The sequence below is a fragment of the Streptomyces hygroscopicus subsp. hygroscopicus genome (assembly GCF_001553455.1).
Classification (GTDB): domain Bacteria; phylum Actinomycetota; class Actinomycetes; order Streptomycetales; family Streptomycetaceae; genus Streptomyces; species Streptomyces hygroscopicus.
Map to the genome: position 1 here is coordinate 1 of NZ_BBOX01000100.1, position 11,829 is coordinate 11,829.

The following is an 11,829-nucleotide window of genomic DNA, read 5'->3' on the forward strand; positions in this document are numbered from 1 at the left end:
CCGGGCCGCACGGGGCGGGCTACAGCTCGGCCGCGGCCCGGCCCCGCAGGTGGTCCAGGTCCAGGGCGCGCGCCATCGCCCGGTAGCCCTGGTCGCTCGGGTGCAGATGGTCGCCGGAGTCGTAGGCCGGGCGCAGCCGCAGCGGGCTGAGCGGGTCGCGCAGCGCCTTGTCGAAGTCCACGACCTCGTCGAACACCTTCCCGGCGCGGATCCGCGCGTTGACCTGCTCGCGCACGGCGTCCAGCCGGGGGGTGTAGCCGCGGTGCCCGTAGAAGGGCGTCAGGGTGGCTCCGATGACCCGCAGGCCCCGGGTGTGCGCCTGCTCGGTCAGCCGCTTCAGACCCCCTACGATCCGGTCCGGGTCGGTCTGGTGGGGGATGCGGAGTATGTCGTTGACGCCCAGCTCGATGACCACGGCCTTCACGCCCGTACGGGACAGCACATCGCGGTCGAAACGGGACAGTCCGCTGGGGTTGTTGGGCGGGAACTGTGTGCCGTCGCTCAGCACGCGGTTGCCGCTGATGCCCTGGTTGAGCACGCCGAAGCGGGGCGCCCCGGGCTCGCTGCGCAGCCGCTCGGCGAGGAAGTCGGTCCACCGGTGGTTGGCCCCGGCGGTGGAGGTGATGCCGTCGGTGATCGAGTCGCCCAGCACCGCGACCGCGCCCTCGGCCTCCTTCGACCACACGTCGACGCCGGTCAGATAGCGCCAGTACGGGCTCTGTTCGGTGTAGGCGGCGCCCGCCGTGTCCTCCGTACGGTCGCCACGCGCCAGGTAGGACGTCTGGCGGGCGTGCGGGTGGTAGGTGACGGAGCCGGACGCCTGCGGGCTGTAGGTGGTCACCAGCAGATCGGCCGCGTCCGGGACGGCGAGCCGCACCGGGTCGCTGGTGGCCGCCTTGCCGGGCGGGATGGTCACCCAGGAGCGGTTGTCGAACGTGAGCCGGCGCATGGTACCGGCCGCCGCGGTGGGGTTGCTGGGGGCGGCGGCCAGCGCCAGCGAGGCATGCGTGATCGTCAGCGGCTGGCTGCTGTAGAAGTTGGAGAGCTGGATCCGGGCGCTGGAGCCGCCGATGCTGGTGTGCACCACGTTCCGTATCGACATGCCCGAGAAGCCGCGCAGCGTCCTCGGCTCGGCGGCGGCGGCCGAGGTGGACCAGGTGCCCACCCAGGCCCCGGCCGAGGCCGGGGCGGCCGAACCGCGGGCCCCCTGGGCACGGGAGTCCGTACCGCCGTGGTCACCGCGGAGCCCGATGAATATCGCGGTGGAGACGAGGATCACCACAGCCGCCAGCGCAGCGAGCACGGCATACCCCGTGCGTCTGGGCATAGGGGGCACGCTCATGAGCGGTTTGTCTCCTCGGGCGGACGGAGCCCGAGGCTCCGGAGTGGACGGGAACGGCGAGTTCATCCGGCAGCGCCGATGCGGTCCGGTCGGTATCTCATGATCCCACGGTGGGACCCGGCTCCGCTTGTCGGCCTGCCCCCAGTGTGCTGGGTCGCTCCCCCGGACAGACGACGGGAACTCACCGTTCGTTCCACCCATGGGTGACTGAGACCGGAAAGAGACAATGCATGGGGGAACGGCTCGACCGGGTGGAGCGTATGGAGCGGAGAACGACTGGTCAGACGGCGGCCCCGCCGCCCCGGGGCGCGGCCGTGCCGTTCGCCGCGGACGGCCCCCTCGACGCGGAGCGGCGGCGCGGGGTGCGCCGGATGAAGGCGTTCGCCACCGGCCTGCTGCTCGGCGTCGCACTGGTGTACGCGCTCGCCACCTGGGCGCGGTCCTCCGGCGCCGGCGGCTGGACCGGCTATGTCGCCGCGGCCGCCGAGGCGGGCATGGTGGGCGCCCTGGCGGACTGGTTCGCGGTCACCGCGCTGTTCCGGCGGCCCATGGGGCTGCCGATTCCGCACACCGCGATCATTCCGACCAAGAAGGATCAGCTCGGGGTCAGCCTCGGGGAGTTCGTCGGGGAGAACTTCCTGTCCGGCGATGTCGTACGGATGCGGCTGCGCGCGGTCGGCATCGGCAGCCGGCTCGGCGCCTGGCTGGCCGACCCCGAGCACGCCGACCGCGTGACGGCCGAACTGGCGACCGCGCTGCGCGGTGCGCTCACGGTGCTGCGCGACTCCGATGTGCAGGCGGTGGTGGGGGAGGCGATCAACCGCCGCGCGGCCACCCAGGAGATCGCGCCGGGCCTGGGCAAGCTGCTGGAGCGGGTGGTCGCGGAGGGCGGCCACCGCCGCGCCGTGGACCTGGTGTGTCTGCGCGCCCACGACTGGCTGGTGGAGCACAACGAGTCGGTGATGCAGGCGGTCGCCGGCGGCGCCCCCGGCTGGACGCCGCGGTTCGTGGACCGCAAGGTCGGCGAGCGCGTCTACAAGGAATTGCTGCGGTTCGTGACGGAGATGCGCGACATGCCGGACCATCCGGCGCGCGGCGCCCTGGACCGCTTCCTCACCGACTTCGCCGGGGACCTGCGGTCCGACACCGACACCCGGGCGCGGGTGGAGCGGCTCAAGAGCGAGGTGCTGGGCCGTGGCGACGTCCAGGACCTCATCGCCTCCACCTGGGCCTCGGTGCGGTCGATGATCGTCGCGGCGGCCGAGGACGAGCGCAGTGAACTGCGGCTGCGGGCGCGGGCGGCGATTCTGTCGCTGGGCGGACGGATGGTGACGGACCGGCGGCTGCGGGGAAAGGTCGACGGCTGGCTCGAGGACGCCGCCGTCTATGTGGTGACGACGTATCGGAACGAAATCACCTCACTGATCACCGAGACGGTGGCGGGCTGGGACGCGGAGCACACCTCGCGGAAGATCGAGGCGCACATCGGACGGGATCTGCAGTTCATCCGGATCAACGGCACGGTGGTGGGCGCCCTCGCCGGGCTGGTGATCTACACGGTCTCGCGGGCGCTGGGTGGGTAGGTGCGGGCTTGTGGGGGCTGGGTGGGGGTCGTGGGTTTGGGAGCGCTGGGTGGGTTGGTTTGGGCTTGTGGGGGCTGGGTGGGTAGCCGCGGGTTTGTGGGCGCTGGGCGGGTGGTCGCGGGCTTGTGGCGCTGGGCGGGTGGCCGTGTCCCGGCTCTGGAAGGTGCGCGCAGCCTGCCCTATGGTGCCCGCGTGCGACGTCGTCGAGGGCGTGCCGTGCTCGCCCGGGGGCTGTGGACGGCCGGTGAACTCGCCGTCACCCTCGGGGTCGTGGTGCTGCTCTTCGTCGTCCACCAGCTGTGGTGGACCAACCGGCAGGCCAGGGCGGACGCGCGGCACGAGGTGGCGGTGCTGGAGCGGCAGTGGCGGGACGAGCCCGCCGGGTCCGCCCCGGAGCCGGGGGCGACGCGCTCCCGCACCGCTGACTCCTCCGACCCCTCCGGCGGCGGCCGGGGCGACCGTGACCGGACGGCCGGGGGCGGGGGACGGGGGCCGCGCCGGGACCAGGCGTACGCCGTGCTCCGGATCCCGCGCATCGGCCTTACGGCGCCCATCGCCGAGGGCATCAACCGGGCCGGGGTGCTCAACAAGGGCTATGTGGGCCACTATCCGCAGACCGCCCAGCCGGGCCGGGCGGGCAACGTCGCCCTGGCGGGCCACCGCAATACGCACGGCGAACCCTTCCGCCGGCTGGACGAGATGCGTCCGGGCGACACGGTGCGTATCGACACCGCCGGCGCCCGCTACACGTACACGGTCGAACGCACCCTGCCGCGCACCTCGCCCGCGGACGGCACCGTGATCGCCCGGGTGCCGTACAGCTCCGCCCATCCGCGCTACCGCTACACCGAACCGGGCTACTACCTCACGCTGACGACCTGCACCCCCGAATTCACCTCCCGCTACCGCCTGGTGGTCTGGGCCCGCCTGACATCGGCCGAGCCGCGGACTGCCGACGGGGCCGATGAGCCCTGACGCCTGGGCGTTCGCGGGCCGTGGCCCCGGTCGATCCGGGGCCGGGGAGGGTGAGCGGCGGGGGCCAAGCGGGCCCCCGCCGACGCCTCCGGGCCCGCCCTTCGCGGCCGGATCACGGTCTGTCGGTGGGGCCGTTTAGACTGGCGGAGCCAGGAGGGGAGACCGGCCGGAGGGAGGGGACGCGAGCGTGACGCACCGACTCGAAGTGCTGCGGATGCATCTGGGCGTCTGCCTGTTCCTGCTGACCGGGTTTCTGCTGGCCGAGAGCGGAGTGGTGAGCACCGTCGCCCTCGCCGCCACCGTCGCGACCACGGCCGCCGTCGCCACGGCCCTGCTGACCTGCGCGGTCCTCGCTTCGCGCGGCCGGATACCCGCCCCCGCGGGGTGGGTTCGCACCGCGATACGGGACCGGGAGCGCCGTACCGCGTTCCTGCCCCAGCGCGATCCCGATGCCTCGGGGCGTCCCCGGCCACGGGCGCCGGGCCGTCGTCTGCCGACGGCCGCGTAGCGCGCATCCGTACCCGACGCACCCGTAACACCCCGCATCACACCCCGCGTCCATCCGTATCGCCGCGCCACGCGGCTCGTCACGCCGATGTCTTTCCAGCGCCGAGACTCCGGCTCTCCCGGGATTTCGGCACCCCGGCATCCGGTGTTCCGGCACCCAGGCGTTCCGGCGCCCGGTGTTCCGGCGCCCGGGGCCCCGGCACCCAGGTGTTCCGACACCTCGGCACGACGAGACCCGCGGAGGGCTCCCCATGTCCCTTTTCTCCTCGCTTTTCTCTTCCCTCGGCACCCTGTTGACCACCATGGCGAACGGCCTCGACCCGCTCTTCGGCGCGTCCGCGGCGGCGGCCGCCATCGTCCTGTTCACGGTGTGCGTGCGCGCCGCACTGCACCCCCTCGCCCGTGCCGCGGTGCGCGGCGAGAAGGCGCGGGCCGCGCTCGCGCCGAAGATCACCGAGCTGAGCCGCAAGCACAAGGGCGACCCCGAGCGGATGCGGCGCGCGATGGCGGAGCTGCAGGCGAAGGAGGGCGCGTCACCGCTGGCGGGCTGTCTGCCGACGCTCGCCCAGCTCCCGGTCTTCTTCGTCATGTACCACGTGTTCTCCACCGGCAGCGGCGCCGGAGACCTGCTGGACCACACGCTCGCCGGAGCCCCGCTCGGCGGCCGGTGGGGCGGGGCGCTCGGCGGCGGGCCGGGCCTGGTCTACCTCGGGCTCTTCGCGCTGATCGCGGCCGTGGCGACCTGGACGTACCTCCGCGCCCGTAAGGCGACCGTCCCCGGGGCGCCCGGAGTGGCCCGGGCGCTGCCGCTGCTGTCGTTCGGCACCCTCGTCACCGCGGCCGTGGTGCCGCTGGCGGCGGCGCTGTACCTGGCGACCAGCACGACCTGGACGGCGGTGGAACGGGCCCTGCTGCACCGCGGTTGACGCGCCGTCCCAGGGTGTGAACGAGGTCTTGCGGGCTGTACGTCCCTGAAGGGAGTGGCAGCACCGCGGACCAGATCTTCGGGGTGGCCCGGGTGGTCCGCTACCTCAGCCAGTTCATGACCCTCTACCCCGGTGACGTCATCAATACCGGCACCCCGGCGGGCGTGGCCATGGGCCGTCCCGAGCCCAAGCCGTACCTCCGCGCCGGCGATGTCGTCGAGCTGGAGATCGACGGTCGCCCTGACCCTGGGCCCGCGGGCCGTGATCAGGCTTTGACGACGTCGACGGAGGGGCCGCAGAGCAGAGCCAGGTCTTCGGGGTCGGACGTGAGGAGGGTCACCGGCCCGGGAACGGCGTGCGCGACGGAGGCCAGGACCGCGTCGATCGCGTATTTGTGGCCGTGCAGGCGATGCGTGCGGAGCAGCAGTGCTGCCCTGTCGGCGACCTCTCTGGTGACGTCATGGACATCGATGCGGGAGAGGACCCACCTGACGCGGGCAGGGTGGACGCGATCGTAGCCGGCCTCCAAGATGGTCATCGCGGTGGTGGCCACCCGCACGCCTTCCTCCGCCGCCGCCTGGACGAAGGCCGCGATGGCACGGTCCTTGAGATAGATCTTGGACAGCCCCTCGCAGTCCAGCAGGAGTGTGCCGGGCATTAGGCGGCGTTCTCGTCCGCTCGGCGGTGATCGTGGCGCAGGAGGGCGCGGGCTGCCTCGACTTCGGCGCGGGTCAGTTCCTCGTTGTCGGTTTCGAAGTCGGTGACGATCTCGCGGAGCTTGTCCATGGCGACCCGCTGGTCCAATGCCTCGGCGACATAGGCGGAGAAGCCGCCGGGGCCGACATGGGACCGCACGGTCTCGGCAAGGTCTTCGGGCAGGCTGATCGAGTACTTTTTACTACCACTCATGGTCTGGATGCTACCAGCGGTAGTAAGCTCGGCTCCTCGCTTACGGCAGGGCCTCGATCCGGACCGTACGGTGCTCCGCGGCCGACGCCCGGGCCGCCTCAAGCACGTGCAGGGCGGCCGCGGCCTCGGCGGCGGTGACCGGCGGCGGGGTGCCGTCGCGCAGGGCGGCGGCGACGGCGGCGTAGTACGCGGGGTAGTCGCCCGGCAGGGTCGGCACCGGGGTCCCGCTGCCGGTCAGCGGGGATTCTCCCGCCCCCAGCCGGCCCCAGCCGCTCTCCGGTTCGGTGCCCCATGCGGCCGACGGGTCGCCGGGGCGCAGCCCCTCGCGCAGGGCGGCCTCCTGCGGGTCCAGGCCGTACTTCACATAGCCCGACTGGCTGCCCAGCACCCGGAAGCGCGGGCCGAGCTGGGCGGCGGTCGCGCTCATCCACAGATGGGAGCGGACCCCGCTGGTGTGGGTGAGGGCGATGAAGGTGTCGTCGTCGGTCTGGGCTCCGGGGCGGCGCACATCGACCTCGGCGTAGACGGACTCGGCGGGGCCGAAGAGGGTGAGCGCCTGGTCGACGAGGTGGCTGCCCAGGTCGTACAGCAGCCCGCCGACCTCGGCCGGGTCGCCGGATTCCCGCCAGCCGCCCTTGAGCCGTGGCCGCCACCGCTCGAAGCGGGACTCGAAGCGCTGCACGTCGCCGAGCGCGCCCTCGGCGAGCAGCTTGTGGAGGGTGCGGAAATCATTGTCCCAGCGGCGGTTCTGGAAGACGCTCAGCAGCAGCCCGCGGGCCCCGGCGAGCGCGGCCAGCTCCTCGGCCTCGGCGGCGGTCGCGGCCAGCGGCTTGTCCACGACGGTCGGCAGCCCGGCCTCGAGGGCGGTGCGGGCGAGCGGAACATGGGTGCGGTTCGGGGAGGCGATGACGATCAGGTCCAGCTCACCGGCCCGGCCCCACAGCCCATCGGCCGAGTCCTCGAGACGGACGTCGGGGAACTCGGCGCGGGCCTGCCGCTGCCGCTCCGGGCTGGAGGTGACGATGGTGTCCAGGACCAGTCCCTCGGTGGCCGCGATCAAGGGGGCGTGGAAGACGGATCCGGCCAGGCCGTAGCCGATCAGTCCCACTCGGAAGGTGCTGCTGTCATCCATGGCGTCCATGCCGCCACTTTGGCAACACTGTTGCCAAAGCGCAAGTGATGACCACAATGGGTGGGTGAACAGCACGATCTCGGGGGCGGCCGGGCCCGGAGCCAACCTGTCCGCCCTGCGCAGCCATAACGCCGCACTCGTCCTGCGCCTGCTGCGCGACGCGGGCGAGGACGGCGTCAGCCGGCTGGAGCTGGCCGACCGCACCGGTCTCACCCCCCAGGCCGTCAGCAAGATCACGGCCCGGCTGAGGGCGGAGGGCCTGGCGGCGGAGGCCGGTCAGCGCGCCTCGACCGGCGGCAAACCGGCCACCGCGCTCCGCCTGGTCCCGGGCGCCCGCCACGCGGTCGGGCTGCACCTCGACCGCGATGAGCTGACGGCGGTCCTCGTCGATCTCGCGGGCACGCCGGTCGCCGCCCGCACGGCGCCGTTCGACTTCGGCGCGGGGGCGGGCCAGGCGCTCGCGGCGGCCACCGCCGAGGTCAGGGCGCTCCTCGCGGACGCCGCCGGCGCGGTGGGTGGTGGGCTCGGTGGTGCGCTGGGCGACGGGTTCGGTGGTGCGGCGGTCGGTGGGTCCGGTGGCGGGGTGGGCGGCGGTACCGGCGGCCCGGCAGGCGGCGGTCTGCTCGGCGTCGGCGTCGCCGCACCCGGGCCGCTCGACCACGGCTCGGGTGTGCTGCACCGCGTCACCGGCTTCCCCCAGTGGGACGGCTTCCCGCTGCGCGCCGCGCTCGCCGAGCGGCTCGCCCTGCCCGTCGTCCTCGACAAGGACACCAACGCCGCCGCGCTCGGGCTGACGACCGCCGGGACCGCCGAGTCGTCCGCGTATCTCCACCTGGGCACCGGCCTGGGCGCCGGGCTGGTGCTCGGCGGGGGCGTGTACCGGGGGGCGCGCACCGACGCGGGGGAGTTCGGTCACCAGGTGATCCAGCTCGACGGGCCGCCCTGCGGCTGCGGCAACCACGGCTGTCTGGAGGCGCTGTGCCTCGCCGCCGTCGCACGCGGCGACCGTAAGGACGCGGCGCGGCTGCTCGGGGTCGGCGCGGCCAATCTGGTACGGCTGCTCGACATCGACCGGGTGCTCCTGGGCGGCCGGGTGGTGCTGGCCGACCCCGAGCCCTACGTGCGCGGTGTGGCCGCGATGCTCGCCGAGGACTCCGCCCGCACCAGCCGCCCCACGGTTCCCGTGGACATCGTGGAGCGGGGCGGCCGGGCCGTTGTGGAAGGCGCCGCCCGGCTGGTGCTGGCACCGCTGTTCGCACTGGGCTGATCGAGGGGGATCCGGACGGCCAGACGGGGGCAATCCGGACCGTGTGCGGTGTGTCGGAGTGCGGACGAGGAATGTAGCGGAGTGCTCGGGGACACACCGCAGGACAGCAGAGGTCACTCATGCGCTTGCCCACCGCACTGCCCCTACGAGCCGCCCTTCCGGCCGCCGCGCTCGCGTTCGCCCCGGCCCTGTACGGGGTTACGGCGCACGCCGCCGCGCCCGAGCCCGCCACCGCCTGCGGGGACCGGAACGCCTCCGACTTCCCGATCGAAGCCCGGCTGCGCGACGGGCCGGATCAGTACGCCCGGGGCGGCGGCTGGCTCGGCTACCACCTCGAACTGCGCAACACCACGGACACCGGCTGCCGCGCGATCCACCCCATCGCGGTCCTGGTCGACCAGGGCCGCGAACTGCGCCCCCGCCACATCGAGTTCGAGTTCCTCGACCCGTACGCGGACGGCGGCGCCGCCTGGCGGACCGTCTCCTTCCAGACGACGGACGAGGACGAGAACATCGGGGTCTTCGACAACCACTTCCAGGGTTTCACCGTGCCCGCGCACAAGGCCGTCGACGTCCAGGTGCGGACGCGGTTCACCGCGGACGCGCCCGAGGGGGCGGTGACGGCCAACGCCATCGCCGTACAGCGGCGTGCGGACGACGGCGACTGGGTGGGGCAGTCGAACGACTACGACTTCCGCATCGGGAGAGCGGCGCCCGGGGCGGGCACGGGTGGCACGGGCACGGGTGCGCGGACCGGTACGGAAGCCGGGGGCGACGGGGAGGCGGAGCCCGGTGTGGGCGCCGGGGCCGCTACCGACAGGGACGCGGATGTCGGTGCGGATGCGGATGTCGGTGCAGGTGCGGATGCGGGTACGGGTGCGGATGCCGACATCGACGCCGGGGCCGAGGCCGACGCCGAAACGAAGCCCGGTGCGCGGTCGGCCGCCCCCTCCAGGACCCCTACGGCCGCTCCGACACGGGCTCCTGGCGAGACCCGGTCCATTTCGCCGAGCCGGACACCGAGTGCGAGTGCGAGTGCCAGCCCTGACACCAGCACGAAGAGTCCCAGCCCAAGCCATAAGGAGAGCCGTCCGGCCGCGGTTCCGCCGGGCGCCGACAGCGACGCTGATGCCGACACGGAGACGGGCGCCGACGTCGGTGCGGAGGCCTACAACGACACCGCTCCCAGCGCCGAGACGGACGCTGAGGCCGGAGCGGACACCGACCTCGGCGCGGACGCGGACCTGAACACCGACGTGAACACCGACGCGAGCGCGGACGCCGAAACGGGCACCGATGCGGATACCGGTACGGGGACGGGCACCGACACCGGTTCCGGCACCGCCCCCGACCTCGACGAGGGCCTTGAGCCGGGCACCGGCACGGACACCGACCCCGGTACGGACACCGACCTCGGTACCGAACCCGAGCTAGGCACGGACACCGACCCCAGCGACGAATCCGACCTGGGCGCCGAAACCGACACTGGCACGGACACCGACACCGAGACCGACCTCGGCACCGACACCGACACCGGCACCGACCTTGGCGCCGACACCGGCACCGACGCCGGACAGGAGCCCCAAACCGATCCCGGCACCAGCACCAGCACCACCAGTGGCAACGGCGTTGACGCCGGGACCGGCACCGGCACCGGCACCGAGGGCGGTCGTCACAAGGAAGCCGGCGACGAGCGCGAACAGGAGCGGATGCCCGAACTCGCCGCGACGGGTCGGCACACCGCCCTGCTCGCGGGGCTCGGCGTCATCAGCGCCGCGCTCGTGACCTGCGGCACCGTCCTCGTGGTGAAGTCCCGGCGCTCGGGCGTCTGACGCCCGAGGCTCTGACGCCCGAGGTTCAGACGCCTCGGTTCAGACGCCCTGGCCTCAGACGCCCCGCATCCGGGCCCAGAGGCCCGAGGCCCCCGGGCCCGGATGCCCTGACCTCCGAGCTACTGCTCCCGGGGCCCCTCGCCCCGGCGGCGCAGTTCGTCGTCGATCTTGTCCGAGCCGGTCTGGATCTGTTCCGAGTACGCGCCGCCCGTCTTCTTGTCCGCGGTCTCGGATCCCTTACGAGCGCCTCGCCGGGCCTTCTGCGGGTTCTTGCTGATCGCGTCCTTGAGCTTGTCCATCATGCCCATCGCGGCCTCCTTACGGTCCGGCTCGTTCCAGGGAGGGGCGGATTCCGCCCCTCCCTCAGGATCAGACACCTGTGCGGATCTGTCGCGCCGGAACGGATCGCGTTGCCCGGACGCGGGCGGTCTCCCCGGTTCCGTCCCCGGTTAGGCTGATGTCGTCGCCAGAGGCCGATTCCGAGCGGAGAGCAACCAGTGGCAGAGCGCAAGCCGATCGAGTCATGGCTCACCGACATGGACGGTGTGCTGATGCACGAGGGCATACCGGTGCCCGGTGCGGACGCCTTCATCAAGCGGCTGCGGGAAGCCGACCGGCCCTTCCTCGTACTCACCAACAACTCCATCTACACCCCGCGCGACCTGCACGCCCGGCTGTCCCGGATCGGGCTCGACTTCCCGATGGCCAACATCTGGACGTCGGCGCTGGCCACCGCACAGTTCCTGGACGAGCAGCGCCCCGGCGGCACCGCGTACGTCATCGGGGAGGCGGGGCTGACCACCGCCCTGCACGACATCGGTTACGTCCTCACGGATGCCGAGCCCGACTATGTGGTGCTCGGCGAGACCCGGACGTACAGCTTCGAGGCGCTCACCAAGGCCATCCGGCTGATCAACGACGGTGCGCGGTTCATCGCCACCAATCCCGATGAGATCGGCCCCTCCATGGAGGGCGCGCTGCCCGCCACCGGCTCCGTGGCCGCGCTGATCACCAAGGCGACCGGCCGCGAGCCCTACTTCATCGGCAAGCCCAATCCGCTGATGATGCGGTCCGGGCTGAACGCGATCGGCGCCCACTCCGAGAGCAGCGCGATGATCGGCGACCGGATGGACACGGATGTGCGGGCGGGGCTCGAGGCCGGGATGGAGACCATCCTGGTGCTCACCGGGGTGACCAAGATGGATGACGTGGACCGGTACCCGTACCGCCCGTCCACGGTCGTCAACTCCATCGCGGACCTCGTGGAACGCGTCGTATGACCCATCGGTGACCCATCGGTGACCCGTATGCCCCCGTACGGCGCAGCGGGGGCCCGCCGCGGATGCGGGCCCCCCC

Annotated in this window: 12 protein-coding genes and 1 pseudogene; 8 read left to right on the top strand and 5 right to left on the bottom strand. The window is 72.8% G+C overall.

Annotated features, from left to right (window positions below):
* Positions 1-19: 19 nt before the first annotated feature.
* Complete coding sequence (locus AXW62_RS11195) at positions 20-1,327, bottom strand: SGNH/GDSL hydrolase family protein (protein WP_060944365.1); 1,308 nt, start codon at positions 1,325-1,327, stop codon at positions 20-22.
* Positions 1,328-1,572: 245 nt separating this feature from the next.
* Here AXW62_RS11195 and AXW62_RS11200 point away from each other — a divergent pair, with 245 nt between their 5' ends.
* The 5 genes and pseudogenes from AXW62_RS11200 to AXW62_RS40700 all read left to right on the top strand — a co-directional run.
* Positions 1,573-2,925 (top strand): DUF445 domain-containing protein, encoded by a 1,353-nt coding sequence (locus AXW62_RS11200; RefSeq protein WP_060944366.1) that lies wholly within the window; start codon positions 1,573-1,575, stop codon positions 2,923-2,925.
* A 192-nt stretch (positions 2,926-3,117) separates the two neighbouring features.
* Complete coding sequence (locus tag AXW62_RS11205) at positions 3,118-3,900, top strand: class E sortase (protein WP_060944367.1); 783 nt, start codon at positions 3,118-3,120, stop codon at positions 3,898-3,900.
* 187 nt (positions 3,901-4,087) lie between these two features.
* Positions 4,088-4,408 carry a DUF6412 domain-containing protein gene (locus tag AXW62_RS11210; RefSeq protein ID WP_370682902.1) on the top strand — a complete coding sequence of 107 codons (321 nt, stop codon included), beginning with the start codon at positions 4,088-4,090 and terminating at the stop codon, positions 4,406-4,408.
* A 250-nt stretch (positions 4,409-4,658) separates the two neighbouring features.
* Positions 4,659-5,333 carry a YidC/Oxa1 family membrane protein insertase gene (locus tag AXW62_RS11215; protein ID WP_060944368.1) on the top strand — a complete coding sequence of 225 codons (675 nt, stop codon included), beginning with the start codon at positions 4,659-4,661 and terminating at the stop codon, positions 5,331-5,333.
* A 56-nt stretch (positions 5,334-5,389) separates the two neighbouring features.
* Positions 5,390-5,569, top strand: a pseudogene (locus AXW62_RS40700) (fumarylacetoacetate hydrolase family protein); the annotation flags it as partial.
* 29 nt (positions 5,570-5,598) lie between these two features.
* On the opposite strand, the gene AXW62_RS11220 reads toward AXW62_RS40700, so the two are convergent.
* From AXW62_RS11220 to AXW62_RS11230, 3 genes are read right to left on the bottom strand one after another with little or no spacing between them, the layout of a single operon-like run.
* On the bottom strand, positions 5,599-5,991 hold the full coding sequence (locus tag AXW62_RS11220; protein WP_060944369.1) for a hypothetical protein: 393 nt from the start codon (positions 5,989-5,991) through the stop codon (positions 5,599-5,601).
* Complete coding sequence (locus AXW62_RS11225) at positions 5,991-6,242, bottom strand: hypothetical protein (protein WP_060944370.1); 252 nt, start codon at positions 6,240-6,242, stop codon at positions 5,991-5,993. Before AXW62_RS11225 ends, AXW62_RS11220 begins: the two co-directional genes overlap by 1 nt.
* A 40-nt stretch (positions 6,243-6,282) precedes the next feature.
* Entirely contained in the window at positions 6,283-7,383 is a 1,101-nt protein-coding gene (locus tag AXW62_RS11230) for a Gfo/Idh/MocA family protein (protein ID WP_060944371.1), read from the bottom strand.
* Positions 7,384-7,438: 55 nt separating this feature from the next.
* Between AXW62_RS11230 and AXW62_RS11235 the strand changes: the two genes are divergently transcribed.
* Positions 7,439-8,641, top strand: a complete 1,203-nt coding sequence (locus AXW62_RS11235) for an ROK family transcriptional regulator (RefSeq protein ID WP_060944372.1) — start codon at positions 7,439-7,441, stop codon at positions 8,639-8,641.
* A 119-nt stretch (positions 8,642-8,760) separates the two neighbouring features.
* Complete coding sequence (locus tag AXW62_RS11240) at positions 8,761-10,473, top strand: hypothetical protein (RefSeq protein WP_060944373.1); 1,713 nt, start codon at positions 8,761-8,763, stop codon at positions 10,471-10,473.
* A 119-nt stretch (positions 10,474-10,592) separates the two neighbouring features.
* Here AXW62_RS11240 and AXW62_RS11245 read toward each other — a convergent pair whose 3' ends face one another.
* Positions 10,593-10,781: an antitoxin gene (locus AXW62_RS11245; RefSeq protein WP_030839834.1), complete on the bottom strand. Its 189-nt coding sequence runs from the start codon at positions 10,779-10,781 to the stop codon at positions 10,593-10,595.
* A gap of 189 nt (positions 10,782-10,970) precedes the next feature.
* Between AXW62_RS11245 and AXW62_RS11250 the strand changes: the two genes are divergently transcribed.
* The gene (locus AXW62_RS11250; RefSeq protein ID WP_060944374.1) at positions 10,971-11,753 is read left to right on the top strand and encodes an HAD-IIA family hydrolase; all 783 of its coding nucleotides are present in this window, start codon (positions 10,971-10,973) and stop codon (positions 11,751-11,753) included.
* The last annotated feature ends 76 nt before the right edge of the window (positions 11,754-11,829 follow it).

Excerpts from the sequence above, each read along its gene's own strand:
- AXW62_RS11240 (WP_060944373.1), top strand. The coding sequence starts at position 8,761 with ATGCGCTTGCCCACCGCACTGCCCCTACGAGCCGCCCTTCCGGCCGCC.
- AXW62_RS11215 (WP_060944368.1), top strand. The coding sequence starts at position 4,659 with ATGTCCCTTTTCTCCTCGCTTTTCTCTTCCCTCGGCACCCTGTTGACC.
- AXW62_RS11225 (WP_060944370.1), bottom strand. The coding sequence starts at position 6,242 with ATGAGTGGTAGTAAAAAGTACTCGATCAGCCTGCCCGAAGACCTTGCC.
- AXW62_RS11220 (WP_060944369.1), bottom strand. The coding sequence starts at position 5,991 with ATGCCCGGCACACTCCTGCTGGACTGCGAGGGGCTGTCCAAGATCTAT.
- AXW62_RS11195 (WP_060944365.1), bottom strand. The coding sequence starts at position 1,327 with ATGCCCAGACGCACGGGGTATGCCGTGCTCGCTGCGCTGGCGGCTGTG.
- AXW62_RS11200 (WP_060944366.1), top strand. The coding sequence starts at position 1,573 with ATGGGGGAACGGCTCGACCGGGTGGAGCGTATGGAGCGGAGAACGACT.
- AXW62_RS11230 (WP_060944371.1), bottom strand. The coding sequence starts at position 7,383 with ATGGACGCCATGGATGACAGCAGCACCTTCCGAGTGGGACTGATCGGC.
- AXW62_RS11245 (WP_030839834.1), bottom strand. The coding sequence starts at position 10,781 with ATGGGCATGATGGACAAGCTCAAGGACGCGATCAGCAAGAACCCGCAG.